23 protein-coding genes and 1 other RNA gene are annotated in these 26,784 nt (G+C 37.1%); 18 read left to right on the forward strand and 6 right to left on the reverse strand.

Annotated features, from left to right (window positions below):
- Positions 1-53 precede the first annotated feature (53 nt).
- Positions 54-548 carry an acyl-CoA thioesterase gene (locus tag ACTJKN_RS01105; protein ID WP_440821906.1) on the forward strand — a complete coding sequence of 165 codons (495 nt, stop codon included), beginning with the start codon at positions 54-56 and terminating at the stop codon, positions 546-548.
- Between the two features lie 139 nt (positions 549-687).
- Here the strand turns inward: ACTJKN_RS01105 and ACTJKN_RS01110 are convergent, their stop codons facing one another.
- Both ACTJKN_RS01110 and folB read right to left on the reverse strand, forming a co-directional pair.
- Positions 688-2,103: an FAD-binding oxidoreductase gene (locus tag ACTJKN_RS01110; protein WP_440821907.1), complete on the reverse strand. Its 1,416-nt coding sequence runs from the start codon at positions 2,101-2,103 to the stop codon at positions 688-690.
- 1 nt (position 2,104) lies between these two features.
- Positions 2,105-2,473, reverse strand: coding sequence for a dihydroneopterin aldolase (gene folB / locus ACTJKN_RS01115; protein WP_440821909.1), 369 nt, complete (start codon positions 2,471-2,473; stop codon positions 2,105-2,107).
- A gap of 112 nt (positions 2,474-2,585) precedes the next feature.
- Here folB and ACTJKN_RS01120 point away from each other — a divergent pair, with 112 nt between their 5' ends.
- Genes ACTJKN_RS01120 through ACTJKN_RS01140 form a run of 5 tightly spaced genes read left to right on the forward strand, consistent with a single transcriptional unit; the run spans position 2,586 to position 7,892 of the window.
- Positions 2,586-3,776, forward strand: coding sequence for an acyl-CoA dehydrogenase family protein (locus ACTJKN_RS01120; RefSeq protein WP_440821911.1), 1,191 nt, complete (start codon positions 2,586-2,588; stop codon positions 3,774-3,776).
- 8 nt (positions 3,777-3,784) lie between these two features.
- A complete protein-coding gene (locus ACTJKN_RS01125; RefSeq protein ID WP_440821912.1) occupies positions 3,785-6,445 on the forward strand; it encodes a DUF3857 domain-containing protein in 2,661 nt (886 codons plus the stop codon).
- Positions 6,432-6,812 (forward strand): SRPBCC domain-containing protein, encoded by a 381-nt coding sequence (locus ACTJKN_RS01130; protein WP_440821914.1) that lies wholly within the window; start codon positions 6,432-6,434, stop codon positions 6,810-6,812. Before ACTJKN_RS01125 ends, ACTJKN_RS01130 begins: the two co-directional genes overlap by 14 nt.
- Before the next feature lie 13 nt (positions 6,813-6,825).
- The gene (locus ACTJKN_RS01135) at positions 6,826-7,638 is read left to right on the forward strand and encodes a hypothetical protein (protein WP_440821916.1); all 813 of its coding nucleotides are present in this window, start codon (positions 6,826-6,828) and stop codon (positions 7,636-7,638) included.
- A gap of 41 nt (positions 7,639-7,679) precedes the next feature.
- On the forward strand, positions 7,680-7,892 hold the full coding sequence (locus tag ACTJKN_RS01140) for a hypothetical protein (RefSeq protein ID WP_138821201.1): 213 nt from the start codon (positions 7,680-7,682) through the stop codon (positions 7,890-7,892).
- Between the two features lie 64 nt (positions 7,893-7,956).
- Here the strand turns inward: ACTJKN_RS01140 and lysA are convergent, their stop codons facing one another.
- Complete coding sequence (gene lysA, locus ACTJKN_RS01145; protein WP_440821918.1) at positions 7,957-9,123, reverse strand: diaminopimelate decarboxylase; 1,167 nt, start codon at positions 9,121-9,123, stop codon at positions 7,957-7,959.
- Positions 9,124-9,441: 318 nt separating this feature from the next.
- Positions 9,442-10,755, reverse strand: coding sequence for an aspartate kinase (locus tag ACTJKN_RS01150; RefSeq protein ID WP_440821920.1), 1,314 nt, complete (start codon positions 10,753-10,755; stop codon positions 9,442-9,444).
- A gap of 269 nt (positions 10,756-11,024) precedes the next feature.
- On the opposite strand from ACTJKN_RS01150, the gene ACTJKN_RS01155 reads away from it, so the two are divergent.
- Complete coding sequence (locus ACTJKN_RS01155) at positions 11,025-12,761, forward strand: phospho-sugar mutase (RefSeq protein ID WP_440821922.1); 1,737 nt, start codon at positions 11,025-11,027, stop codon at positions 12,759-12,761.
- 124 nt (positions 12,762-12,885) lie between these two features.
- Here the strand turns inward: ACTJKN_RS01155 and ACTJKN_RS01160 are convergent, their stop codons facing one another.
- Entirely contained in the window at positions 12,886-13,617 is a 732-nt protein-coding gene (locus ACTJKN_RS01160; RefSeq protein ID WP_440821923.1) for a hypothetical protein, read from the reverse strand.
- A gap of 252 nt (positions 13,618-13,869) precedes the next feature.
- Between ACTJKN_RS01160 and ACTJKN_RS01165 the strand changes: the two genes are divergently transcribed.
- From ACTJKN_RS01165 to rnpB, 9 genes are all read left to right on the forward strand, one after another.
- Complete coding sequence (locus ACTJKN_RS01165) at positions 13,870-14,241, forward strand: hypothetical protein (protein ID WP_440821925.1); 372 nt, start codon at positions 13,870-13,872, stop codon at positions 14,239-14,241.
- 203 nt (positions 14,242-14,444) lie between these two features.
- A complete protein-coding gene (locus ACTJKN_RS01170; protein WP_440821926.1) occupies positions 14,445-15,215 on the forward strand; it encodes an MbnP family protein in 771 nt (256 codons plus the stop codon).
- A 27-nt stretch (positions 15,216-15,242) separates the two neighbouring features.
- Positions 15,243-16,253 carry a cytochrome-c peroxidase gene (locus ACTJKN_RS01175; RefSeq protein ID WP_440821928.1) on the forward strand — a complete coding sequence of 337 codons (1,011 nt, stop codon included), beginning with the start codon at positions 15,243-15,245 and terminating at the stop codon, positions 16,251-16,253.
- Positions 16,216-17,193 (forward strand): transporter, encoded by a 978-nt coding sequence (locus ACTJKN_RS01180; protein ID WP_440821930.1) that lies wholly within the window; start codon positions 16,216-16,218, stop codon positions 17,191-17,193. Before ACTJKN_RS01175 ends, ACTJKN_RS01180 begins: the two co-directional genes overlap by 38 nt.
- 10 nt (positions 17,194-17,203) lie before the next feature.
- Complete coding sequence (locus tag ACTJKN_RS01185; RefSeq protein WP_440821932.1) at positions 17,204-17,635, forward strand: hypothetical protein; 432 nt, start codon at positions 17,204-17,206, stop codon at positions 17,633-17,635.
- 109 nt (positions 17,636-17,744) lie between these two features.
- A complete protein-coding gene (locus tag ACTJKN_RS01190; RefSeq protein WP_440821934.1) occupies positions 17,745-18,008 on the forward strand; it encodes a YHS domain-containing protein in 264 nt (87 codons plus the stop codon).
- Between the two features lie 145 nt (positions 18,009-18,153).
- Positions 18,154-18,804 (forward strand): SCO family protein, encoded by a 651-nt coding sequence (locus tag ACTJKN_RS01195; protein ID WP_440821935.1) that lies wholly within the window; start codon positions 18,154-18,156, stop codon positions 18,802-18,804.
- A 168-nt stretch (positions 18,805-18,972) separates the two neighbouring features.
- Positions 18,973-19,395 (forward strand): c-type cytochrome, encoded by a 423-nt coding sequence (locus tag ACTJKN_RS01200; RefSeq protein ID WP_440821937.1) that lies wholly within the window; start codon positions 18,973-18,975, stop codon positions 19,393-19,395.
- A gap of 180 nt (positions 19,396-19,575) precedes the next feature.
- Positions 19,576-19,958, forward strand: an RNA gene (rnpB, locus tag ACTJKN_RS01205) — RNase P RNA component class A.
- Here the strand turns inward: rnpB and ACTJKN_RS01210 are convergent.
- Positions 19,958-20,836: a polyphosphate kinase 2 family protein gene (locus tag ACTJKN_RS01210; RefSeq protein WP_440821939.1), complete on the reverse strand. Its 879-nt coding sequence runs from the start codon at positions 20,834-20,836 to the stop codon at positions 19,958-19,960. The two genes, rnpB and ACTJKN_RS01210, sit on opposite strands and share 1 nt — an antisense overlap.
- 144 nt (positions 20,837-20,980) lie before the next feature.
- On the opposite strand from ACTJKN_RS01210, the gene ACTJKN_RS01215 reads away from it, so the two are divergent.
- A complete protein-coding gene (locus tag ACTJKN_RS01215) occupies positions 20,981-23,437 on the forward strand; it encodes a transglycosylase domain-containing protein (protein WP_440821941.1) in 2,457 nt (818 codons plus the stop codon).
- Between the two features lie 171 nt (positions 23,438-23,608).
- Positions 23,609-26,782, forward strand: coding sequence for a peptidase MA family metallohydrolase (locus tag ACTJKN_RS01220; protein WP_440821943.1), 3,174 nt, complete (start codon positions 23,609-23,611; stop codon positions 26,780-26,782).
- Positions 26,783-26,784: the final 2 nt, after the last annotated feature.

Genomic DNA, 26,784 nt, shown 5'->3' on the forward strand with positions numbered 1-26,784 from the left:
TTTTTTAAATTGATAATACACCATATTCAACTTACATACCAAAGCAAAAATTTATGATATTCAAGACATTTTGGCAAAGTAAATCCAAGTCAAAAGACAAATTGGCAGAAATAAAGGATTTTTCAGACAAATTCAACTACAAAACCAATATCCATATGCGCTTTATTGATTTCGATATGATGGGTCATGTAAACAATTCCATTTACTTTACCTATTTAGAAATTGCCAGAACAAAGTATTGGGAAGAAATTATAAAATGGGATTGGAAAAAAACCGGAATCGTTATTGCCCATGCTGAACTGGATTACATTTTACCTATTGTAATGAACGATAAAATTGCTATTCACGTAAAAACATCGAGGATTGGCACTACCAGTTTTGATCTGGAATACCAGATCGTTAAGATAAAAGGAACAGAAGAGATCATCTGCAGTAAAGGAAAAACGGTTTGCATTGCGGTTGATTACGCCACCGGCAAACCAACCGCCATCCCCGAAGAAGAAAAGCAAAAAATGCTGGGGTTTGAGCAGCTAACCCCAAACCCCTGAAGGGGCTTTTGACTTCGCATTAGTAATGTCTTAAGGATAAAATAGAACCTGAACTCCAAATGTTTATGAGCTTGCATCTTAGAGACTACTTCACTTCATATTTATCAACTTGCCTTTTCGCCTCCCCTATAATTCCCCTTTAGGGATTAGGGGTATCAGGCATAATTTTGCCAGGATTTAATATTCCCTTCGGATCGAAAACTTTTTTAATACCCCGCATTAAATTAAGATGAATTTCAGAATACTTGATCGGCATAAACTCTTTTTGCACCAAACCAATTCCATGTTCACCAGATAATGTGCCACCTAAAGCTGTTGTTAATTCGAATATTTCGGCAATACCAAATTTGAGTTTGTTTTTCCAGTCTTCATCGCTCATTCCAGCTTTAATGATGTTTACGTGCAGATTTCCATCACCGGCATGGCCATAACAAACACTTTCGAAACCGTATTTAGCACCAATTTCTTTGATACCATTGATTAATTTAGGTAATGCCGCACGCGGAACAACGGTATCTTCTTCTTTGTATACGGAATTGGATTTTACCGATTCGGCCATCGTTCTTCGCATCCGCCACAGTTCTTCTTTTTGAGCAGCGGTATCTGCAAATAAAACTTCCGTACAGTGATGCGCTTCTAAAACAACATTGGTTTTCTCACAGTTTTTAAAAATATCATCCAAATCATCTCCATCAAACTCAATCATCAATAACGCAGCAACATCATCTTTTAAATCGAACTTAATATCATCAAATTTAATTACCCATTCCACCCCTTTTCGCTCCATAAACTCTAAAGCCGATGGTGTTACCCCTGCCCTAAAAATTGCAGAAACCGCTGCACATGCATCTTCATTGGTACTAAAAGAGCCCATCATTAAAACTGATTGACTAGGTTTAGGCAATAATTTGGTAACGATTTTGGTTACCACTGCCAAGGTACCTTCTGAACCGATCATCAGCTGGGTTAAATTATAACCTGATGCATATTTCAAGGTATTTGCACCTGTCCAAATGATATCGCCGTTTGGCAAAACCACTTCGAGATTGAGAATGTATTCACGTATCGTTCCATACTTCACTACTCTTGGTCCACCAGAACCGTGCGCTACATTGCCACCAATAAAACAAGATCCTTTGCTGCTTGGATCAACCGGGTAAAGAAGTCTTTTTTCCGCCACAGCATTGATGAATTCTTCGGTAATTACCCCGGGCTCAACAGTTGCTTGCAGGTTTTCAGTATCAATATCGATAATGGCTTTAAACTTTTCCATCGATAAAGAAATGCCACCATAAATCGGCAGAGCGGCACCACTTAAACCCGTGCCACCACCACGAGGTGTTACCGGAACATGATGTGCGTTACAGATTTTAAGTAAAGCAGAAACTTCTTCGGGAGAAGTTGGTTTCACCACAATTTCGGGCTGATAGCGTAAGTCTTCCGTTTCGTCGTGACTGTATTTATCTAAACTTTCTACATCAGTAAAAATTTTATCTGCGCCTATTGCAGCCTTAATTTCTGCTAAAATTTCGGGATTGATCTTCGTAAAATTCATTTTATTTTGCTGATGTATAAGATAATTTAACAAAAGAGTGCCCAATTTGACCAGGCATCGGTGGATTTAGTTTTTTCATACTCACATTAACCATTTCAACAAAAGGGTACAATTCGATAACTCTTGAAATGATATTCTTCAAAACTGTTTCTAGAAGCTTTTGTGTATGTTTCATTTCTTGCATGATGATGTGATTCAGGTCCTCATAATTAACGGTCTGTGCCAGTTCATCATCAAAACCCTGTGGCGTAAATTCTGTTACTAAGTCTACAACAAAATGATTTCCAATAAGTTGCTCCTCTGGGTAATAACCATGTAGGGCAAAGCATTTAACGTCTTTTAAGGCTACGGTTTGTTTGAAATGGCTCATGTATGTTCTGTAAGCTGCAAAATTAATTTTTATTCACTAATATAATGCCCATTGCCGTAAATTGTTACCTTTGAAATGAACGCGATTTCTTAATCAGATAACACGAAATTACATGAGCAAATCAGTAAAAAAGGACCTTTACGAGGCACCAGACTATTATTTATTGGACGAATTGTTAACCGATGAACATAAATTAATTCGCTCAACGGCCAGAGATTGGGTAAAAAAGGAAGTGAGTCCGGTTATTGAAGATTATGCACAAAAAGCAGAATTTCCAAAACACCTCATTAAAGGTTTGGCTGATATTGGTGCTTTCGGACCAACTATCCCGGTAGAATATGGTGGTGCAGGTTTAGATTATACCGCTTATGGAATTCTGATGCAGGAAATTGAACGGGGGGATTCTGGTATCCGTTCTACAGCCTCTGTGCAAGGTTCTTTGGTGATGTATCCTATTTATGCTTATGGTACTGAAGAACAACGTAAAAAATACCTACCAAAACTGGCTAGTGGCGAAATGATGGGCTGTTTTGGGTTAACAGAACCTGATCACGGCTCTAACCCGGGCGGAATGGTAACCAATATCAAAGAAGCAGGGAGCCACTATATTTTAAACGGCGCCAAAATGTGGATCAGTAATGCACCGTTTGCCGATATTGCAGTGGTTTGGGCGAAAGACGAATCTGGAAAAATAAGAGGATTAGTTGTGGAACGCGGAATGGAAGGATTTTCGACTCCTGAAACACATAACAAATGGAGTTTACGTGCTTCAGCTACAGGCGAACTTGTTTTTGATAATGTAAAAGTGCCAAAAGAAAATATTTTCCCCGAAATAAGCGGATTAAAAGGTCCGCTAGGTTGCTTAAACCAAGCACGTTATGGCATTGCCTGGGGCGCTTTGGGTGCAGCGATGGACTGTTATGATACCGCTTTACGCTATTCGAAAGAGCGTGTACAATTTGGAAAACCCATTGGCGGTTTCCAGTTACAGCAAAAGAAACTGGCCGAAATGGTGACCGAAATTACCAAAGGGCAGCTGTTAGTTTGGCGTTTGGGCGTATTAAAAAGTGAAAACAGGGCTTCTGCAGAACAAATATCGATGGCCAAAAGAAACAGTGTAGAAATTGCACTGGACATAGCCCGTAATGCCCGCCAGATGCTTGGCGGAATGGGAATTACCGGAGAATATTCGATTATGCGCCACATGATGAACTTAGAATCAGTAGTAACCTATGAGGGTACACACGATATACATTTACTGATCACCGGAATGGATGTAACCGGATTAAACGCATTTAAATAAATTCCTATATGTTTCAAAAGAACGTTCTCAAAATTTTCTTTCTGTTTGCGCTTATTGCTTTATTTTTAGAGTCATCAGCACAGCGCAAAAATTTTTCGACATCTAAAACTGAACCTGCATGGCTTCGGAAGGTAGTAACGACAAATAAAAAACCAGCCAATAAAGATATCCAGGATGGGTATTATCTTTATTTGTTCGAAAAACAGAATAACCTCGAAACCAATGAATATTACCATCACCTCATCCGCGAGATCAGCTCTGGCAATGGTGTTCAAAACGGTTCTGAAATTTCTATAGCTTACAACCCAAGCTATGAAAAACTTATCTTTCATAAGCTGGTCATCTGGAGGAACAATAAACCAATGGATAAGCTTGATGCCCAAAAATTTAAGATCATACAAAAGGAAAAGGAACTCTCCCGTTTTATATACAGTGGTTTGTATACCGCTTACTTAATCCTTGATGATATCAGAAAAGGCGATCGCATCGAATATTCTTATACCATAAAAGGAAATAACCCTGTTTTTAGCAAATACTCAAACACAATCTACTTCGAAGGTGGAAGCCAGATCGTTAACGTTTACAACAATCTAATATTCAACAGTAAACGTAATATTAAAACCAAAGATTTCAACAATACCCCTAAACTTAAAAAGACGGTTGAAAATGGGATGAATATTTTTGAGTGGCAAAGTATGATGACTAAAACCTATCCAGATCATGATAACGAACCATCATATTACAATCCTTACGCAAGGGTCCAGATCTCTGAATACAACAGCTGGAAAGAAATCGTAGATTGGGGTTTGAACTTAAAAAATTATGATCTAAAAAATTCTAAAATCATCAATGATAAAATTGCAGAGCTAAAAGCAAAATCAAAAAACGATCAAAAAAAATATTTAACGCTTGCTACCAGATTTGTTCAGGATGATATCCGTTATATGGGAATCGAAATCGGTGAATATTCTCACCGCCCAAACACACCTGAAAAAATACTACAACAACGTTATGGCGATTGCAAAGATAAATCGACTTTACTCTGTTATCTGTTAAACGCCAATGGTATTAAAGCATATTCGGTTTTCATCAATACCTACCTGGAAAAAGAAACTGCGGCCTTATTACCTAGCCCAACGATATTTAACCATGAAGTGGTTATGGCTGAAATTGATGACAGGCATGTTTATATAGACCCAACAATTTCTGATCAGCGTGGCCCTATCACGAGTATCAATTTTCCTTATGAGGCTAATGTTCTGGTTATAAAACCCGAAACAAACGCATTAATGGCAACGCCATCGCGTCTTCTTGGAAAAACAAAATCGCGTACGGTATTTAAAGTTGGAGATACCGCTAAAAACGAAAAAACAACCCTTAAAATAGTAACCACTTATTCTAATAATTATGCTGATGATTTCAGGGCAAATTTAAATGAAGACGGTGCTGATGATTATGAAAAAACATATCTGGATTATTACGCAGATATTTATCCTGGCCTTACTTTAAAAAAACCGCTTAAAGTTGAAGACGATGAGGAAGAAAACATTATAACGGTAACAGAAGATTATGAAATTAAAAATTTCTGGACCAAAGATGAATCGAACAAGTCAAAATTGTCAGCATATTTCTATGGCGATTTAATTGAAGATGAACTCGTTTCACTAAAAAAATACAGGGATGCACCACTTTCAACAGTATACCCCTCCAATATTGATCAGGAGATTACTGTTATTCTTCCTTTCGCGGCTAATGTAGAAAGAGAAAATATAAAAATAGACAATGATAATTACCGCTTTCTGTTCTCTGTAAATTCTAAACTCGATACTTTACATCTATCCTATTATTTTCAGAATTTCAAACCTGTGTTGGAAACAAATAGTTTAGAACAGTATATTAAAGATAAAAAGGAGATCAAAAACGCGGTATCTTATGGCATTTATTATTGTGGAAATAATGGAACTACCTATGCGAATATAAACTATTGGCTTATATGCTTAACAACCTTTGCTTTCCTGTTATTTTGTGGCTTGGCCTGTATATTTTATTTCAGGAAGCAGCCCTTCGATCTGGAAGCCATTAAAAATGCTCAGCAGATTGGAGGTTGGCTAATTGTTATTGCAATTGGAATTTCAATAGCGCCCATAAGCATACTGATCACAATGGGTAAATCTGGCTTGTACAACCAAACAACCTGGGACAATTTAGATAACCTTAGTAGGTTTGCAACCTTCGCATATAAGTTTGCATTTATTTTTGAAAGCATAGCCAATGCATACTTATTAAGTTTCAGCCTTTTAATTATTTTCACCTTCTTTAACCGCAGAAAAAGTCTACCCTATTTTTTTATTGCATTTAAAATATCCTCATTTATTGTTCTTTTACTTGATATCATGCTCGCCTTTTGGGTTGACGGAGGCAGTACTGGCCATAGTTACATATCGGATATTACCAGGTTAGTTATTCAGGGAGCTTTCGCAACCATATGGATTCTATACTTCTTAAAATCTGAGCGTGTTAAGGCAACATTTGTATTCACCTATCCAAAACATTTATGGAATATGGCTTTAATACAAGATTTATCTAAAAATTTCCACAACAATCATATTCCAAATAATACTTCTAATTTTGAGGCTCAACATAGAATAGAAGAAAATGAAAGATTTTAAAAAATATACCTACATACCTGCCCCACCTGAAGAAGTGTATTTAGCCCTCACCAAAGAAACCAGTATAAAACTCTGGACTGGTGCTGAAGTAGAGTTTGAAGAATTGCCAGAAACAGAATTTTCTTACTGGGATGGAGATATTACGGGCAAAAATATTGAGTTTGTTTACGGCAAACAGATTGTTCAACAATGGTATTTTGGAGAAGAAAACGAACCTTCTATCGTAACCATAAAACTTCACGAAGATAAAAAAGGAACTTCACTGGAATTTAAACAAACCAATATTCCTGATGAAGACTATAAAGATTTTACAGATGGGATCCAGGAATATTTTCTGGGTGGATTGGTTGATTTCTTTGACGAATAACAAAAAGATAAAAATGAAAACTAAAATTATCGCTCTTTCTTCTTTACTTTTTCTTAGTGCATTTACTTCTTGCACATCTTTGCTTACACCAGCTATCCTAGGGAACAACATGGGTTATATGCCAAAAGCAATGGGTGCCGATAGCATTAAAACCTTAACCTCTGTATCAGCAAGTTATGCCGGTTCTATATCACCAAGCGCTGGTACGGATTTCGAACTCGGAATGGCAAACATAAGCCGTTCACACACTTTTAAAAAATCAAACATTTCTTATGGCATGTACGGTTATATTGGAAAAGCCTCGGGTGGAGACAATGACAACACTGAAGAGAATCTTAAGAATTATCTTCCGGCTTTTAAAAAATCGATAAGTGGTGTTGGTTTAAGACTTTCTGCAGGCCTTCACAAAACCTCTGCTAACGGGAATACAGATTTTAGGTATATCAATTTTGAAAATGCAGTTAGCTTTGAGGGCGGCGATTACACCAATTTCAGACAAGAGGTTTATAACAGCCATATTCCTGACTACGTAGCCGTTTCCAACAAAAAGATACTTTGGACGACTGGGTTATCTACAGAGGTGATCTGGAGGGTAAGGGATAACCATGATTTCCGACATGCTTTTAGATTTTTTCTTGGCGGCACACCTAATTTTGCAAATAGTTTCAGATCTGGCTTAAAAGCTTACGATGAAATTAACGGGAAAAATTCATTCGGTTGGGTTTTTAACTATTTCTTATACATCAAGCGATTTTCTCTTTCTTATGAACTGGCTGATAATGTTAATTATGCGCAAAAAATAAGCTTTGGCTATTCATTTCAATAAAACATAATGGCTCAGGTACTGTTCTGATATAAATAAATATTATGAACAGGACATTAGGAATTATATTAATCGTAGTGGGCATTGCTATGCTCATCTGGACTGGCTTCTCTTACACCAAAAAAGAAAAAATTGTTGATGCGGGTCCCATTCAAATATCTGCCGATAAAGAAAAATCCGTCAATTGGCCTCCTTATGCAGGTGGTATTATTCTGGTAGCTGGTGTAATTGTATTTGTAGCGTCGAAGAAGAAATAATTGATTTGTCATCCTGAGCCTGTAGAAGAACTTTGAAGCATTTCGACAGGCTCAATATGACAATTTATATCTCTGAACTATAAACCGATCTTATTGCATCCCTTAAGTTATACTTCGAAGCCATCACCTCTCCATATGCACCAGCACTACGGATGGCAAAAATATCACCTCTGAAAGATTCTGGCTGTTCTACTTCTTTACCAAAGCAATCGGTACTTTCACAGATGGGCCCTACAATATCGTATTTAACTGAGATTTGAGAACCGAGATTTGAGATTTGAGACAAATTCTCAATCTTATGATAAGCCTGGTACAGTGCCGGGCGCATCAATTCAGTCATACCGGCATCTAAAACCACAAAGTTTTTCTTCTTTCCGTTTTTAATGTAAAGTACACGGGTAATCAATGAAGCCGATTGACCAACCAATGCCCTGCCCAATTCAAAATGAACTTCCTGACCAGGTTTAACAGTCAAAAATTCATTGAAAATCTTAAAATAAGATTCAAAGTCGGGAATCTGGTGATCAGGATTATAATAATCGATACCTAAGCCGCCACCAACATTTAATACTTTCAGGTTAAAACCTTTATCTTCAAACCAGGCTGCAAATTCGTTTACACGCACACAAAGGTTTTTGTATACATCCAAATTGGTAATCTGCGAACCAATATGAAAATGGATACCGATAAATTTCAGATTTGTAGATGCTTTTAAAGTTTCTGCGCACTCTGGCAAATCCCAGGAGTTGATCCCAAATTTATTTTCGTCTAAACCAGTAGTAATGTTGTGGTGTGTATGTGCATCCACATTAGGATTGATGCGAATAGCCACCTGAGCTATTTTACCTTTTTTACCTGCAAGTTCATTTAGTACCTCTAATTCTTGGATAGATTCTACGTTAAAGCAGAAAATATCAAGATCAAGAGCTTCGTTGATTTCTTTATCCGATTTACCTACTCCGGCAAAAACGATTTTTTTGTGATCGAAACCTACTTCTACTGCTCTTCTAACCTCTCCTGCACTCACGCAATCTGCACCGAAACCAATTTCTTTGATCTGGTTTAACAGCACAGAATTAAAATTTGCCTTTAGCGCATAGTGAATATGAAATTGATACGGAGCCGCTGCATCTGCGCAGGTGCGCAAGGTTTTTTGCAACAGATCGGTATCATAGTAGTAAAAAGGCGTTTCTATATTGTTAAACTTTGATATATCTTTATCGGCGAACATGTTCAAATTCCTTATTATAATTTTAATTTTATTCTTTGGGCTAATTTATTTGGGTAACTACCTGGATTTAAAGCATGGAAGAATTACCCAGAAACAATACAATGGAAAAATCCGGTTTTTTATCGTGTTACTCTTCATTGTACTGTTCCTCTTATTTATCAAAAAATGAAGATAGCAGCCGCCATATTTATTATTCTTATCCTTTCTGCAGGATTGTATAATTCTTACAAAAAACATAAAAACGGTTTGCTACCGGCAAGCTTTCTGGCTTTTCACTTTCTTATCGGATTGCTGGTAATAATCGGCGCTTTTTTCCTCTTATTCGAATAATCTATTGTGCAGGCTTCTTAAAGCTTCGGTTTTATACTCACTTAATATTAAAAGCGAAACGTTATAGTTGCTTCCACCGTAAGAAATCATACGGATCGGAATGTGTTTTAAACCTTCTAAAACCCTGCTTGCGAAACCATGCTTCTCCGAACCGAAATCGCCTACTACACACACAATGCTGTGGTCGGTATCTACTTCTACTGTTCCGAAACTTTCCAGCTCTTCAATAATCTGCGGCAAATGAGCTGTTTCATCAATGGTTAATGATACGGCAACCTCAGAAGTTGTAATCATATCGATCGGTGTTTTGTAACGCTCAAAAACTTCAAAAACCCTACGTAAAAAACCATAAGCCAACAACATACGGCTCGATTGGATACGGATTGCTGTGATGCCATCTTTCGCTGCTATGGATTTGATCTTTCCTTTTTCGCTATCGTGGGTAATCAAAGTACCTGCAGCTGAAGGTTCCATCGTGTTTAACAAACGAACCGGAATTTTATATTTCTGTGCTGGAAAAACCGATTGAGGATGCAAAATCTTTGCGCCAAAATAAGCCAACTCCGCTGCTTCATCAAAAGATAACTGTGCAATTGGTTTAGTACCTTTAACAATACGTGGATCGTTATTGTGCATGCCGTCAATATCCGTCCAGATTTGAACTTCTTCCGCCATAATTGCTGCACCTAACAACGATGCAGTATAATCACTACCACCGCGACGTAGATTATCTATCTCGCCAAAACTGTTACGGCAGATGTATCCTTGCGTGATAAATAATTTATTGTCTTTATGCTGCTCCAAAAGAGGCATTAAATGTTTTGTGGTAAAAGGAATATCAGGCTCATTATCTTCATCCGTTTTCATGAAATCTAAAGCAGGCAATAATACTGATGGTACGCCGATCGATTTTAAATAAATATGGTATAAAGTTGTAGATAACAATTCTCCCTGGGCCAACACTACTTTCTCTTCAATTGAAGTAAAAATATCGTTCGCTAAGCCAGCTAAGAAACCAAAGTGATAATCGATCACTTCATTTCCCTGCTCCTGAAATTCGGCAGCAGGTAATAATTCAACAACAAAAGCTTTATATTTATGGTATAGATTTTCGACGCACCCGCTTCCCTTCTTCTTATCTCCAGCTAAAAAATAATTTGCAATTTCTACTAAACTATTTGTAGTACCAGACACGGCTGATAATACTACAATCTGCTCTTCATTTGGATTAACGATATCCAACAACTTCGTCATGCGCTCAGGACTACCTACAGAGGTACCCCCAAATTTTAATATTTTCATTTACTTACTTATTGTTTAACGGTAATGAAGCTATCATAATTTATTTATTTACTTTTGGCTATAGAAAATTATGATGGTTTCAATTTTAAATACTAGAATATGTAATTTTCTTTTATTATTGTATCGGGGCGTGAAATTAAACAAAAGCAGCTTAAAAGCAACACCCTCAACAAAATAAAATTTGGATGGGCTGAAATAAATGCGTTTCAACCAAACATCATTCAATAAAATTTGTTCAACACCAGATATTAAATTTAAAAAACAGCTCAATGCAGGCAATTGACCAATCAACACAAGCCACAATTAATCAGTGGTTAAGTGGAAATTATGATGAAAATACCAAGGCAGAAATTCAGGCCCTTGTAGATAAAGATGCAACTACCGAATTATCAGATGCATTTTATAGAAGTTTAGAGTTTGGAACGGGTGGCCTACGTGGCATTATGGGTGCGGGTTCTAACCGGATAAACAAATACACTATTGGTACGGCTACACAAGGATTGGCCAATTATTTGAACAACAAGTACCCTCATGAAAAAATCAAGGTTGCTATTGCGCACGATAGTCGCAACAACTCTGATTATTTTGCTAAAATTACAGCAGATGTTTTCTCAGCAAACGACATCCATGTTTATTTCTTCTCTGCATTAAGACCAACACCAGAACTTTCTTTCGCTGTGCGCCACTTTGGTTGCAAAAGCGGTGTAATGCTAACGGCCTCGCATAATCCTAAAGAATATAACGGTTATAAGGCCTATGGTGCAGATGGTGGTCAATTTACTTCTCCTGATGATAAATTGGTGATCGATGAAGTAAATAAGATTAAAAGTATCGACGAAGTTAAATTCGACCGTGTTGAGTCGAATATCGAACTGATTGGAGAAGATGTAGATAAACTGTATTTAGATGGAATCACTGCACTTTCGATTTCTCCGGAAGCCATTAAAAGACAGCACGATTTAAAAATTGTATATTCTCCTATCCATGGGACTGGGATTACCCTGGTGCCAAAAGCTTTGGCTCAGTTTGGTTTTACAAATGTAACCCTGGTTGAAGAACAAAGCACACCAGATGGAAATTTTCCTACCGTGGTGTATCCTAACCCGGAAGAAAAAGACGCATTGACCTTGGCGATGAACAAAGCAAAGGAAATTGATGCTGATTTAGTTTTGGCTACCGACCCTGATGCAGACCGTGTAGGTATTGCAGTAAAAGATAATAATGGCGAATGGGTATTGCTTAATGGTAACCAAACAGGCAGTTTATTAATCAATTACCTGTTATCAGCCTGGCAAGACAGCGGCAAGTTAGATGGCAATCAGTTTATTGTGAAAACCATTGTAACCTCTAACCTGATCGAAGAAATTGCCAAAAAGAAAAATGTAACCTACTACAATACCTTAACTGGGTTTAAATACATCGGTCAGTTAATGACAGAACTGGAAGGTAAAAAATACTTTATAGGTGGTGGTGAAGAAAGTTACGGCTACTTAATCGGCGATTTGGTACGTGATAAAGATGCGGTAGTTTCTGCGGCTTTTATCTCTGAAATGACCGCTTATTATAAAGATAAGGGCGCAAGTTTATACAATGCATTGTTAGATATGTATGTAGAATATGGCCTTTATAAAGAAGATTTAGTTTCATTAACTAAAAAAGGCAAATCAGGTGCTGAAGAAATTAAAGCCATGATGGTTAAATTTAGGGAAAACCCTCCTGCAACATTGGGCGGTTCGAAAGTTTCAGTACTGAAAGATTACGAATTAAGTCAGGAAACTGATTTGACAACCGGAAAAGTAACCAAACTGGATTACCCAACTTCTGATGTTTTACAGTTTATTACTGAAGATGGCAGCATTGTTTCAGCCCGCCCGAGTGGTACTGAACCGAAAATTAAATTCTACTGTAGCGTAAATGCACCTTTAGCAGACAGAAAAGATTTTGACAACGTTAACGCACAACTTGATGATAAAATCAAAGCAGTAATGGCTGATCTGCAGGCATAAATGGAATTTTAACCACAGATATAAAGATAAACACAGATGAATTATTTTCATCTGTGTTTTTTTGTTTAGTGCCGCCTTGCTGATCCGATAGCTATCAGATCAGCATGGCAATTACATTCTACTTTTAATCAATCAACTGCTTTATATTTTTCTTAGAAATGTAAACAATGGCGGGCTCATTTTTTTCAGCAGAGAAAGATTTACCAGTCTTTTTATCGTGAATACTTCTTGTTGCAGAAACATAAAGCCTTCCCGATTTATCTACATGTACATTGGTAAGCTGATTCTCAAACGGAACCTGAATTATTTTTGAAGTTCCATCTTTAAAAACCTCAATATCACTTTTCAAAATATAATTATGATTCGGATTGCCATTAATGGGCTCTAAATTCTCTTTTATTCTTATTTTAACCTCGTTATCTAAAAAAGTGGTTGCATATTCTTGAGATCGTTTCTCTGATATATCATATTTAGAACATCGCTCCCAGGTAAAGCCCTTATCTAAGCTAAAATATTGACTAAAAGTTGCTAATCGCTGATTTGCTTTATCTTTCAGGCTAATTGCTTCTAAAGCAAAAATGGTATCCCTAACTGACAGAAAACCATAAATAGGCTGATGATTTACTTTAGTTTTTTGCCAGGTTCTGCCCTTATCGGTTGTTTGATAGATTTCAGTGAGTGTAGATACCATTAATGTATCATCAATACTCCCATAAACGGCATGGGCTTCTTTTCCCTCAACAATTTCTATCCTAGTCCAATTTGGATCGTTAAAAGTAGGTGGTACATCTGGTACCTCTTTTTTGGCACATGAGGATAATGCCATCATCAATGCGATAGTTTTAAATAATTTCATAGGTTTCATTTTTTGTGTAATGCAAGATAAATAAAAATCTGATGAACTAAAAACACAGGTGAAATTATAGGATTTAGTTGCTGAAAAAGTGCGAATAATAAATTTTCTGTGTCCTTTGTAATTCCGTGGCAAAAAAAAAACGGAATTCCAATATTTTTATCTGTGTTTATCTGTGAAAATCTGTGTTTAAATTAATCTATATATTTTTCTTTGCTGCAACCAATTTCTTTAATACTTTTGCAGCGCAATACCATGTTCAAAAAAATCTTAATATATCTTATCATTACATGTACCGTTTCTAACGGCGGCATGCAATTGGTAATCTATTCTGGGTATAAAATGAACAAAGAATACATCACAAGTGTATTTTGTATTAATAAAGAACATCCAGAATTACATTGTGATGGACAATGTTTCCTGGCTAAAAAACTAAAAGAGCTTGAGGGTAAAAACAAACAGGCTCAGGAAAACCTGAAAAGAGTTGTAGAGGCTGAACCAAGATTTCAGACTATTGCATTAAACCACCATCTTCCTTATTTCATCATCACTTCCGAAAATCTTTACATCGAAAAACCGGTTAAAGATCTTTCCATTTCCATTTTTCATCCACCGAAAACAGCTTAAGTCTTTTTTATTGTTTTTTATGCGAAAGCTTATGCTATTGCAAAGTATGGCTATCTGTCATTCTGAGCGAAGCGAAGAATCTCATTTATAACAACCATTAGGCCTGCCATTTTCTGTAATGCCAATTTCTACTAAATGCCAGAGATTCTTCATTACATTCAGAATGACAGCAAATTAATTTTTACTTATCCAATTTTCATAAAATGAAATTATCACAATACTTTCTGGCATTGTTATGCCCTATTATATTATTATCTTCTTGTAAAAAAAATACCGACGAAGTTGCCGCAGATACCAAATCTACTTTCTCTATTGAATTTGAAAATCAGGTAAATGGAAGTCCTTTGATTTTAAACACCACAACTTACAAAAATGCCAAAGGCGAAGATTTTAAGATTAATGTATTTAAATACTATGTAAGCAATATCAAATTAAGCAAAGCTGACGGAACCACTTATCTCATTCCGGAAAGTTATTTTTTAATCGATGCTTCGAAAGATGAATCGACAAATATTACGCTAAAAGATGTACCAACGGGTGATTACACCAAAATTGAATACACCATTGGCGTAGATTATGCCCGTAATTTTGCCGGTGCACAAACAGGTGCTTTAGATCCGGTCAACGGTATGTTTTGGACCTGGAACAGCGGTTACATATTCGTTAAATTAGAAGGAACTTCCCCGCAATCAACAGCAACCGGAAATACAATTACTTTTCACATTGGTGGCGTTACCGATCCAAACAATACCATTAGAACTTTTGCTACGGAGATTAATGCGGCAAATCCACTTCGAATTAGAACCGATGGCAAACCGAATATGCACTTCATTGTAAATGCAGCTGCATTATTTACAGGTAAAACCGATGTGAGTTTCGCTACTTTGAATATGACCATGGGTGGGGCAAATTCTGTAATTGTAGCCAATAATTATGCAAATGGACTATTTCGTTTAGATCACATTCACAACTAAATGTTAAGGAAAATAACTGTCTTCGCAATGCTTTTTTTAAGCATTGCGTTGATGTATGCCTGTAGCAAGAATGAAGATGAAGTAACACCTGAGGAAAAGAAAATTACCTTTTCGATTCCTGCCAACTTCCCTGCTCCGGTATACAATTTCGAAGATAATAAACTAAATAATGCAGGTTTTGCACTGGGCAAGAAATTATTTTACGAAGCCCGCTTATCGGCAGATAAAAGCGTTTCATGCGGAAGCTGCCACCAGCAATTTGCCGCTTTTACACAACTTGATCATAAAGTGAGTCATGGCGTAAATAATTGCCAGGGAAAACGGAATACGCCCCCACTTTTTAACCTGGCCTGGCAAAAAGCGTTCTTCTGGGATGGTGGTGTAAAAAACATCGAAACTTCGCCGCTTAATGCCATTACAGATGCCTGCGAAATGGGTACTGATATACAAACAATCGTCGCATTCCTAAAAAACACGGCTCCTTATCCTGATTTATTTAAGCAAGCCTTTGGTTCAACAGAAATCAATTCGCAGCTCATTTTAAAGTCAATTACTCAATTTACCGCAGTATTGGTTTCAGGAAATTCGAAATACGATAAAGTAATGCGCAAAGAGAGTGGTACTTCTTTTACCTCTGCAGAATTGGCGGGTTACAACCTGTTCAAAGAAAAATGCGTTTCCTGCCATACAGAACCATTTTTCACTGATTTTTCTTACCGCAGTAACGGATTAGATCTGGTAAGTACCGATGAAGGGCGTTCACACATTACAGGCGTAGCTTCAGACTTTGGAAAGTTCCGTGTGCCTACCTTACGCAATATCGAATATACGAGTCCATATATGCACGATGGTCGCTTTTACAGCTTGGATGAGGTTTTGGAACATTATAATTCTAGCGTTAAAGCATCAGTAAATCTCGACGTTCAACTAAAAAATGGCATCCCTTTGAATACCACAGAAAAAGAGCAGATCAAGGCATTTTTAAAAACATTAACAGACAATGAATTTATCAAAAACACACTATACAGCGAGTCGTAAATTATTGATTTTAATTTTTGTACTCATGAGCGGCCAGGTTTTTGCCTGCGATATCTGCGGCTGTTTTATGGGCATTACCCCATCTTACAACCGCAACAGCATCAGCATTTTATACCGTTACCGTTCGTTTAACGGCTACGAAGGACAATCGCATTCATTATTCCCGAATGGAGGGAATTTCTTTATCCCAGCGCGAAGTCAGGATTCACCAATAACCAACCATGCGGGTAATCCAGATGATTATGAACTTTACCGTTCTTTAGAAGTTAGAGGTAAATATTTCATCAATAGTAAACTGGAAATCAATGCCATTTTACCCTATGTATCCAATAGTGAGCGCTATAATGGATATACTTCCTCTATTTCCAGTCTGGGTGATATTAATCTGTATGCGGGTTATCATCTCGTGCAAAAGCTTGAAGGTAATTTTAAACAACAATTGATTGCCGGGGCCGGTATAAAATTACCCACAGGCAAAAACGATTTTAAAAACACGGCTGGCATCCGTTATTCCTCACTGATGCAGGCCGGAACAGGAAGTACCGATGGTTTTGTATACCTGAACTACATGGTAGGTTTAGGAAAATTTGGGGCGAGCCTAAATACCTCTTACAAGGTTAACGGAACCAACAGCCGCGATGAAGGTATTGCTAACAGCACGACCAGTTTTCTGAATATTTTTTACACCCAAAGAATTGGGAAAGATATTCAGGTTATGCCATCAGCGCAGTTTTTTTATGAATATTCTGGCGGAGAAAAATACCAGGGCCAAAAAACCGGAGAACATGTAATGAATAACCTCATGGGAGGTGCAGGCATAGATGTTTTTTATAAAAATGTGGCGTTAAATGCAGGTATTCAAAAGAATATCTGGGAAGCAGAAACCGATCACCCGATGAGTGCCGGGAAGGTTTATGTTGGAATTACTTATAATTTTTAAATCACAGCAGATGAACAGATTAAACATTTTGTTATTAAGCATAGCAACAGCGCTTCTCTTTTCTTGTAAAGCGGAACCCGATTCGAAAGCGATACGCCAGGAAGTACTTAACATCCACGATAAATTAATGATTGATGGTGAAAAAGTAGTGAAGAATAAAATGAAATTAGATAAACTCTTGGTTTCAGATCAGATTAAACTTGCTCAGGATTCGGTGCTACAAAAACAAAAAATCAACGATTTAATTATACGATTAAATGCTGCTGATGAAAAAATGATGGATTGGATGCATTTCTTTAAAGACGATTTTAAGGGAAAAACAGCACAGGAAGATCTTGATTATTATAAATCCGAAATGGTGAAAATTAGAGCTGTGGAAGATGGTTATATCAAGGTTACGAGAGAATCAGATTCATTGCTAAACGCATATCAAGTTAAATAAAACAGTCGGGAAGTCAGATGTCAGGAGTCCGAAGACATATAGCTTAACAATTTAAGTATCTAAACCTCGGTCTTCGAACATCCGGCCCTGAACTTTAAAACAATTCGAAATGAAGAAATTAAATTTTGCAATAATCCTAATTGGATTAACAGCCCTTTCATTAAAATCAAATGCGACACCAGTAATCAACGGATCAAAAACTAACCTGATCGATTCTGCAAAGAAAGTAACGGTAGACCCTGTTTGTAAAATGAAAGTAAAAGCTCAAACAGCTAAAACTACGGTTTATAATAAAGTTACTTATAGTTTCTGTTCGGAAAGCTGTAAACAGAAATTTGTGACAGAGCCGACGAAATATATTAAAAGTAACTAAGTCAGGAGTCCGGGGTCGGAAGATAGGAACGCGTACATTTTAAAGGTTAGAACTTCCAACTTTCGGACATCTGACCTCGGACTTTTAGAAACAATTAACGTTCTAGACAGAATACCTCGTATATTTACACTTTTAACATAAAATCATGAATAAAATTACTGCTTACATCGCAGCTTGTCTGCTGGTTGTTTCCATATTTACCGCTTGTAAACAAGAAAGAAAACTACCTTTTTATGGCGAACGTCATGCCGAAACCGTTAGAGATGCAGCTGGAATAGAGAAAATTGATACTGTTTACCAAACTATTCCAAATTGGTCTTTCTTAAACCAGGATAGCATAGTAACAACGAATAAGGCAACAGATGGTAAAATCTACATTGCTGACTTTTTCTTTACTTCTTGTACCACCATCTGCCCTACCATGCACCGCAACCTAATGACGGTTTACAATGAATTTAAAACCAACCCGGATGTGATGTTTGTATCACACACCATCGATTTTAAATACGACAAACCCCATGTTTTAAAAAAATATGCTCAAAAACTAGGTGTAGACGGACCAAAATGGCAGTTTCTTTATGGAAGTAAAGACAGTGTTTATACCCTGGCAGAAAAGAATTACTTGGTCGCTGTTGGCGAAGATAGTACTGCTAAAGATGGATATATCCACCAAGGATATCTGGTTTTAATCGATAAAGACAGACGGATCCGCGGTGCTTATGATGGTACTAAAGAAGAGCAGGTAGAACAATTGAAAAAGGATATTCCGGTTTTATTGGCCGAGTACAAAAAGTAAAACTATTAGCCACGGAGACACGGATCTACATGAAATATAAAGAATTTATTTCCAATGATTTGCTCTATAACCAACTAGTTTTTTTACCACAGATATATAGGATAAACACAGATAAATAGCTAAATCTGTGTCTTTCCTTATCTGTGGTTAATTATTAACAAAACATCAATGCGCAAGTACATCATCAACTCCATCTTTTTTCTTTTTATCATAGGCATCATTGTATCATGCCAAAACCAGGAAACAATCGATCTGCAGAATTACATGTCTAACGGAAAAGATATTTATAAAGCCAAGTGCCAAAATTGTCATGGCGAAAATGGTGAAGGATTGGGTGAGCTTGCACCTCCATTAACCGATTCGGTATTTTTAAAAACAAACAAAAACCGCTTAGCTTGTTTCATCAAAAACGGGGCAAACGAATCTCTAATCATCCACGGCAAGGAATACAAAGAAAAAATGCCTGCTTTCCCTGAACTGGCTGATATTGATGTAGCACAGGTAATGGTTTACATCACCAATTCGTTTGGCAATAAACAGGGATTTGTACCCTACTCGCAGGTTTCAAAAGATTTGCAGAATTGTAAATAGGCAGATTCTAATTATTTTCTATTTCGGCAATTTTTCTTTTACTGAGTACGTCACCCTGAATTTATTTCAGGGTCTTAAATATTAATACAGATGCTGAAATAAATTCAGCATGACGATAGCCGGAGATAAATCTTCGTGTTCTTTGTGCCTTTGTGGTTAAAAAACCTCATCTTTGCGCAAAATGCAGGTTGTTCTATCGCTGTCTCGGGTAAAATCGAGAGAGAGGAAAGTCCGGGCAACGCAGGGCATCTCGCTTTCTAACGGAAAGGGGTTCAGGAATGAAAACCTGAATTACGGATTAGTGCAACAGAAAATATACCGTCTTGACTTTACGTCGGGATAAGGGTGAAAACGTGCGGTAAGAGCGCACGAGCATTACAGGCGACTGTAGTGGTTTGTAAACCCCGAGAGTTGAAAGACCAAATAGGCTAACGTACGTAGGGCTGCCCGTCCGATGTTAGTGGGTAGGTCGTTAGAGATAAACGGCAACGTTTATAGTGGATAAATGATAGAAATCCTGAGCAATCAGGAAACAGAACCCGGCTTATAGACCTGCATTTTTTTATTCACTTAATAAAATACTTTTTGTTTCGTCGAGTTTGGCCACTTCTGCTTCACCCAAAACAGGAAACTTCAGATCAAGGCTTTTTAGTTTATCTTCAATAATTTCACTTATTGCCAATCGGGCAAACCATTTTTTATCGGCAGGTATGATATGCCAAGGCGATTCTGGTGTACTTGTTTCGTTAATCGCGTCCTGATAGGCTTCCATATACTTATCCCATAAAGCCCTTTCTTTAATGTCACCCGATGAGAATTTCCAGTTTTTAGTAGGGTCATCTATCCGGTCTAAAAAGCGTTGTTTTTGCTCATCCCTGCTCACATTTAAAAAAAACTTCAAAATTACCGTTCCATTGGCCATTAAGTGTTCCTCAAAATTTTTGATGCTTTTATAACGCTGCTGCCAAAAGCTTTTATTGATTTTTTTTACATCACTAAAACCTGGGATGTTTTCGCTTAAAACATATTCGGGATGCACCTTACAAACCAAAACATTCTCATAATGCGAACGGTTATGAATACCTATCCTACCGCGTTCTGGCAAAGCTTTATAATGTCTCCACAAAAAATCATGTTCATATTCTTCAGAGGTTGGCACTTTAAAACTATAAACCTGGCATCCCTGTGGATTTAGTCCACTCATTACATGTTCGATTGCGCTATCTTTCCCTGCTGCATCCATCGCCTGAAAAATAATCAGAACAGAATGTTTTCCAGATGCATATAATTTCTCCTGTAAATGATTGAGTTCTATTTTCGAATTCACCAATGCATCTTTAGCTTTTTCTTTATTATAACCGCCAGTATAATCTGTTTTGTGGCTTTTTAAAGAAAATTTCTTATCCCCTTGTACAATTAATCCTTTAAATTCGTTTTTCATAATCATGTATTGGTTTTAGATAAATCGATGCATCAACAATTTAAATATAGAACTAAAAAATAAGTAAATTAAATACGTTAATTTGCATATAGAGTTTTTTATATTTAACGCCACAGCTTTTACCTAAAGATCATCTTATCCAATATGTTTAAAGAGATAAAAAACAAGTACTTACGTTATTCTACAATATTTTTATTTTTTATAATAATTTTCTTTTCTGCCCTTCAATTAAACTTTTTGTGGCTATTTGGCTACTCACCAAGTGTTCGAGATATTAAAGCGCCTACCCTTCGTGTAGGTTCGGAACTTTACACCGCCGATGGAAAACTGATTGGCAGATACTTTAAAGAAAATAGAACGCCTGTAAATTATAATGAAATTGCACCAAGCGTAGTACAGGCTTTGGTCGCTACCGAAGACGTGCGTTTCTACAAACATTGGGGTATCGATGTGCAAGCGGTTGGCCGTGCAGTTGTTGGTTTAGGGAAAGATGGCGGGGCCAGTACCATTACGCAACAATTGGCAAAAAATCTTTATCGTACGCGTTATAATAAATCGCAGGGATTATTGATCAAAATACCGTTGGTAAGAACCTTAATTGTAAAATTAAAGGAATGGATGACGGCTGTAAAGTTAGAATCTAATTATTCTAAAAATGATATTATCACCATGTACCTGAATACCGTTTCTTTCGGTAACAATACTTATGGGATAAAAACAGCCAGCCGAATTTACTTTGATAAGGAAGCAAAAGATTTAGCCACTACAGACGCAGCCATGCTTGTGGGGATGCTAAAGGGCACAACGTTATATAATCCAACCAAAAACCCTGCAAAAGCTCTAGAACGAAGAAATGTGGTGCTTGCACAGATGAACAAATACAAGTACCTGAGCAAAGATAGTTTAACCGAATTATCTAAAGAGCCGATTAAACTAAAAGAAGGCAAAATGCAGGATGGCAGCGATGGCGACTCTTATTTAAGGGCTGCTGTGGCAAAATACTTGGAAAAGTGGTGCACTGATAATGGTTACGACCTTTATGAAGATGGATTAAAAATTTATACTACAATCGATTCTAAACTTCAAAAATATGCTGAGGAAGCAGTTGCCGATCAGATGAGGATTTTGCAGCGCAGGTTTTATAATGTGTGGGGCAACGAAGATCCTTGGTATGATTCGGAAAAACAAAAGGTTAATTATCCCGACAGGGCGATGAAAAACTTGCCGATTTATGCGCTTTTACAGAAGAAATTCCCTAACAATCCAGATTCTGTTACCGCTTATTTTAATAAAAAGAAAAGGATGCAGATCTTCACTTACAAAGGCGATCGCGATACTTTATTCTCTACTTTAGATTCTATCCGTTATTATGGTAAAATCATGAATACCGGAATGATGACCATGGAACCCGCAAGTGGTAAAATAAAAGTTTGGGTTGGTGGTATTGATCATAAATTTTTCAAATATGATCACGTTAATCAATCTAAACGCCAGGCAGGTTCTACTTTTAAACCTTTTGCTTATTTAACGGCATTAGAACAAGGGATGAGCCCTTGTGATAAATTTACAGATAAACCTGTTAAAATTGCTTATCAGGATAAAGGTGAAACAAAATATTGGGAGCCAAAAAATGCCGATTACAGTGTTTCGTACCGCGAAATGAGTTTAAGGTGGGCAATGGCAAAATCGGTAAACACCATTACCGCTCAGGTAACCGAAAAGGTAGGCTGGGATAATGTTGTAAAATATGCGCATGAGTGCGGAATCGATAGCCATCTGGAGTCTGTTCCATCTGTAAGTTTGGGTTCAAACGATGTTACCGTTTATGAAATGGTAAAAGCTTATGCTACCTTCATGAATAAAGGCATCAAAACTGACCCCATTCTAGTTGAGAAAATTACCGATCAGGATAACAATGTAATTGATGAGTTTAAACCTAAAACAAAAAGGGTTTTAACAGAAGAAATTGCCTGGTTAATGACTTATATGTTCCGTGGTGGTATGGAAGAACCAGAAGGTACATCGCAGGCGTTATGGGAATGGCCAGATTTATTTAGAAAAAACAATCAAATTGGCGGTAAAACAGGTACGTCTTCTGATTATGTTGATGCCTGGTATATGGGTTTAACCAAAGATCTGGTAACTGGTGTTTGGGTAGGTTGTGATGAAAGAACGGCACACTTTAAAAACGGGGAACAAGGAGAAGGCTCCAGAACGGCATTACCCATTTTTGCTAAGTTTATGGAGAAAGTATACCTCGATCCAAAATCCGGTTATACTTATGGTCCATTCCCTAAAGCAACAGTTGATATTACCAGAACCTACAACTGCCCTAGCCCGCGAATTATAAGAGATACCACATCAACCGATAGCTTAGCGGTAGATTCAACAGATTTTACCGTTCCTGAAACACCAGAAACGGTTGTTCCTGTAACCGTTGAACCTGAAGTAAAAAAAGAAGAAAAGAAAGTTGAACCTGTTCAAACTCCTCCGGCAGCTACTGTTCCTTTAACCAGAAAAGAAGAAAGAGAATTGAGAAGAAAACAACGTCAGGAAGAAAAAGAAAAGAAAAAGAACGAGAGTGAGAACAATCAACCTTAGTTTTTATTGCGATAAATAACCAGATGCATCAACTATCTACGCTTTTGAGTAGAAAATAATCTAAAAAGTGTTAAAATTTTAATACTGTTTTAAACAATTGTTATTTTTATTTCCCAATCTCATACAATTTCATTTTCGCAAATTATTGAACTTCATTAAAAAACCATACATATGAAAATAGGCTCTACTTTATTAAAGCGATATTCTTCTTTAGTGCTTCTGCTTATTCTTTCTTTTTCTGTTAAGGCCCAATATTTCGGACAAAACAAGGTAAGGTATAAAAAACTCGACTTTAAAGTTTTGCAAACACCTCATTTCGAGATTTATTACTATATCAAAAATGAGAAACTTTTAAAACGGTTTTCGCAAGATGCCGAAACCTGGTACAAAATGCATCAGGAAGTTTTTAGAGATACTTTTTTAAAGAAAAACCCTATTATTCTATATAATAACCATCCTGATTTCCAGCAAACAACAGCACTTAACGGAGAAATTGGAATTGGTACCGGTGGAGTTACAGAGGCACTAAAAAACAGGGTGATTATGCCTGTTATGGAGCTGAATAGCCAAACAAGACACGTTTTAGGTCACGAGCTTGTTCATGCTTTTCAATACCATCTTTTGCTCGAAAAAGATTCGATTAGCTTGGAAAATGTTGGGCAAACACCGTTATGGATGGTTGAAGGTATGGCTGAATACTTGTCGATCGGAAAAAAGGATGCATTTACTTCCATGTGGATGCGCGATGCCATGTTGAACCGTGATATCCCTTCGTTGAAAGATTTAACCAACTCTAACAAATATTTCCCTTACCGCTATGGCCAGGCATTTTGGACTTACATAGGTTCTCAGTACGGTGATACCACCATCGTTCCGTTGTTTAAGAATACTGCAAAATATGGTTATGAAAATGCCATCAGGTATACTTTTGGCTATGATGACAAAACATTGTCGGGTTTATGGAAAAATTCTATCGATGCGCATTATAAACCAATGTTAAAAGCAGATAGTTCACAGATCAAAATTACGGGTACGAAAATCATCGACAATAAAAACGCAGGCAATATGAACGTTGCCCCTGCCCTTAGTCCAGATGGAAAATATTTGGCTTTCATGTCAGAAAAAGACCTTTTTGGCATTGATTTATTCCTCGCAGATGCCAAAACCGGCAGAATTATCAGAAAGCTGAGCAGTCAGATTTCTAACGGCCATATTGATGATTTCAACTTTATAGAGTCAGCTGGAGCATGGTCGCCGGATAGTAAACAGTTTGCCTTCAGTATCTTCAGTCATGGTAAAAACCAGATGATGATTATCAATGTTTCAAACGGAACTACAGTTTCTCAAACAGCGATGGATCAGGTGCAGCAATTCGGTAATTTAACCTGGTCGCCAAATGGAAAAGATGTGGCTTTTTCGGGCATGGTTGAAGGGCAGAGCGATATCTTCTCTTACAATTTAGACACCAAAACGATTACTCAAATTACTAATGATGTATATTCTGATTATGCACCCAGTTACTCTCCCGATGGTAAAAAATTAGTGTTCTCATCAGATAGAGCTGCAATTCAGGCCAATGTAATTAATGCCGTACTGCCAATAAACCTAGCTGTTTACGATATTGCTTCTAAAACGGTGAGCAATTTAAATGTTTTTCCAGGAGCAAATAACCTAAATGCACAGTTCTCTTCAAATAGTCAAAATATCTATTTCCTTTCTAACAGAGATGGATTTAGGAATTTATATAAATACAATTTCGCAGATAATACAGTAGACCAGTTAACTGATTATTTTACAGGAATTAGCGGGATTACCGAATTTTCGCCTGCAATTTCAGTTTCTACAACTGACGATATTGTATATAGCTATTATCGCTACCAACGTTATACTTTGTATAATGCGAAGTTAAGCAGCTTCAAAGCGAAACGAATTGGTAATCAGGAAGAAAATTTTGATGCGGCTATCCTTCCTCCAATGGAAAACATTGGTGTAAACATCATCAATTCTAATTTAAATAATTTTGATCGTTTCGAAAAAACCATAGCCGATTCGATGAAAACCGTGCCTTACAAACCGAAATTCAGGTTAGATTATTTAGCAAATAGCGGTGTTGGTGTTTCTACCAGCCGTTTCGGAACCGGTGTTTCAGGTGGTATTGTGGGTATGTTTAGCGATATATTAGGAACCAACCAGATTATAGCAAATTTATCGGTAAACGGAGAAATTTACGATTTTGGTGGATTAGTGGGTTATATCAATCAGAAAAGCAGAATCAACTGGGGGGCTGCTGTTTCGCACATCCCTTATGTATCAGGATTTAGGTCTTATGGATATGAAAATATCCCTACAGGTGATAATCAAACTGTTAATGCCTTAGCAGACAGAACTGATATTATTAGAACTTTCGAAGATCAGATCCAGGTTTTTGGGGCTTATCCATTTAGCAAAATTCACAGATTTGAATTGGGTGGCTCATTTTCACATTATAGTTATAGAGTTGACCGATATAGCAATTATTACAATTCGGCGGGTTACTACATTGGTTCAGACAAAAGCAGGATTTCTAATGACGTTGCTTCTCAGGATTACGGCATTCCGTTTAATTCTTTTACACTTTATCAGTTAAATGCTGGCTTTATTGGTGATAACTCTATTTTTGGGCTTACTGGTCCGCTTGATGGTTTTAGATATCGCGTAAGTGGGGAAAAGTATTTTGGCACCTATAATTTTGCTGGTGTAACTGCAGATCTCCGTAAATATTGGAGAGCTAAGCCAGTAACATTTGCCGTACGAAGTTATAACACCTTAAGGATTGGTAAAGATGCGGACAGGCTTTATCCAATGTATCTGGGTTATCCTTATTTAATTAGAGGTTACGAATCAAACTCAATTTACAAAAGTACATCGGCTCAATCTTCAGAATCTTTCGATATTAACCAGTTAACAGGAAGTAAGATAGCCGTTTTTAACTTCGAAGTACGCTTACCTTTTACAGGACCTAAAAAGTTAGCCGCAATACCTTCTAAATTTTTATTCTCTGATCTGAATTTATTCTTTGATGCAGGATTGGCCTGGACAAACGACACTAAGGTAAAGTTTAAAAGCGAGCCAACTTACACTACAGAACCTGTATTAGATAACAGTGGTGTTCCTGTTAAAGATGATAAAGGAAATCCAGTTACCTATCAATCTACAACAGAACGTGTACCGGCAATGAGTATCGGCATATCGTTACGGGTTAACGTTTTTGGCTATTTTGTATTGGAGCCTTATTATGCGATTCCTTTCCAAAGGAAAGATGTTAAAACTGGAGTATTTGGTTTAACATTCGCTCCAGGATGGTAAAA

This window comes from Pedobacter sp. 22163 (genome assembly GCF_052045595.1).
Lineage (GTDB): Bacteria > Bacteroidota > Bacteroidia > Sphingobacteriales > Sphingobacteriaceae > Pedobacter.

Excerpts from the sequence above, each read along its gene's own strand:
- ACTJKN_RS01105 (WP_440821906.1), top strand. The coding sequence starts at position 54 with ATGATATTCAAGACATTTTGGCAAAGTAAATCCAAGTCAAAAGACAAA.
- ACTJKN_RS01110 (WP_440821907.1), bottom strand. The coding sequence starts at position 2,103 with ATGAATTTTACGAAGATCAATCCCGAAATTTTAGCAGAAATTAAGGCT.
- folB (WP_440821909.1), bottom strand. The coding sequence starts at position 2,473 with ATGAGCCATTTCAAACAAACCGTAGCCTTAAAAGACGTTAAATGCTTT.
- ACTJKN_RS01120 (WP_440821911.1), top strand. The coding sequence starts at position 2,586 with ATGAGCAAATCAGTAAAAAAGGACCTTTACGAGGCACCAGACTATTAT.
- ACTJKN_RS01125 (WP_440821912.1), top strand. The coding sequence starts at position 3,785 with ATGTTTCAAAAGAACGTTCTCAAAATTTTCTTTCTGTTTGCGCTTATT.
- ACTJKN_RS01130 (WP_440821914.1), top strand. The coding sequence starts at position 6,432 with ATGAAAGATTTTAAAAAATATACCTACATACCTGCCCCACCTGAAGAA.
- ACTJKN_RS01135 (WP_440821916.1), top strand. The coding sequence starts at position 6,826 with ATGAAAACTAAAATTATCGCTCTTTCTTCTTTACTTTTTCTTAGTGCA.
- ACTJKN_RS01140 (WP_138821201.1), top strand. The coding sequence starts at position 7,680 with ATGAACAGGACATTAGGAATTATATTAATCGTAGTGGGCATTGCTATG.
- lysA (WP_440821918.1), bottom strand. The coding sequence starts at position 9,123 with ATGTTCGCCGATAAAGATATATCAAAGTTTAACAATATAGAAACGCCT.
- ACTJKN_RS01150 (WP_440821920.1), bottom strand. The coding sequence starts at position 10,755 with ATGAAAATATTAAAATTTGGGGGTACCTCTGTAGGTAGTCCTGAGCGC.
- ACTJKN_RS01155 (WP_440821922.1), top strand. The coding sequence starts at position 11,025 with ATGCAGGCAATTGACCAATCAACACAAGCCACAATTAATCAGTGGTTA.
- ACTJKN_RS01160 (WP_440821923.1), bottom strand. The coding sequence starts at position 13,617 with ATGAAATTATTTAAAACTATCGCATTGATGATGGCATTATCCTCATGT.
- ACTJKN_RS01165 (WP_440821925.1), top strand. The coding sequence starts at position 13,870 with ATGTTCAAAAAAATCTTAATATATCTTATCATTACATGTACCGTTTCT.
- ACTJKN_RS01170 (WP_440821926.1), top strand. The coding sequence starts at position 14,445 with ATGAAATTATCACAATACTTTCTGGCATTGTTATGCCCTATTATATTA.
- ACTJKN_RS01175 (WP_440821928.1), top strand. The coding sequence starts at position 15,243 with ATGCTTTTTTTAAGCATTGCGTTGATGTATGCCTGTAGCAAGAATGAA.
- ACTJKN_RS01180 (WP_440821930.1), top strand. The coding sequence starts at position 16,216 with ATGAATTTATCAAAAACACACTATACAGCGAGTCGTAAATTATTGATT.
- ACTJKN_RS01185 (WP_440821932.1), top strand. The coding sequence starts at position 17,204 with ATGAACAGATTAAACATTTTGTTATTAAGCATAGCAACAGCGCTTCTC.
- ACTJKN_RS01190 (WP_440821934.1), top strand. The coding sequence starts at position 17,745 with ATGAAGAAATTAAATTTTGCAATAATCCTAATTGGATTAACAGCCCTT.
- ACTJKN_RS01195 (WP_440821935.1), top strand. The coding sequence starts at position 18,154 with ATGAATAAAATTACTGCTTACATCGCAGCTTGTCTGCTGGTTGTTTCC.
- ACTJKN_RS01200 (WP_440821937.1), top strand. The coding sequence starts at position 18,973 with ATGCGCAAGTACATCATCAACTCCATCTTTTTTCTTTTTATCATAGGC.
- ACTJKN_RS01210 (WP_440821939.1), bottom strand. The coding sequence starts at position 20,836 with ATGAAAAACGAATTTAAAGGATTAATTGTACAAGGGGATAAGAAATTT.
- ACTJKN_RS01215 (WP_440821941.1), top strand. The coding sequence starts at position 20,981 with ATGTTTAAAGAGATAAAAAACAAGTACTTACGTTATTCTACAATATTT.
- ACTJKN_RS01220 (WP_440821943.1), top strand. The coding sequence starts at position 23,609 with ATGAAAATAGGCTCTACTTTATTAAAGCGATATTCTTCTTTAGTGCTT.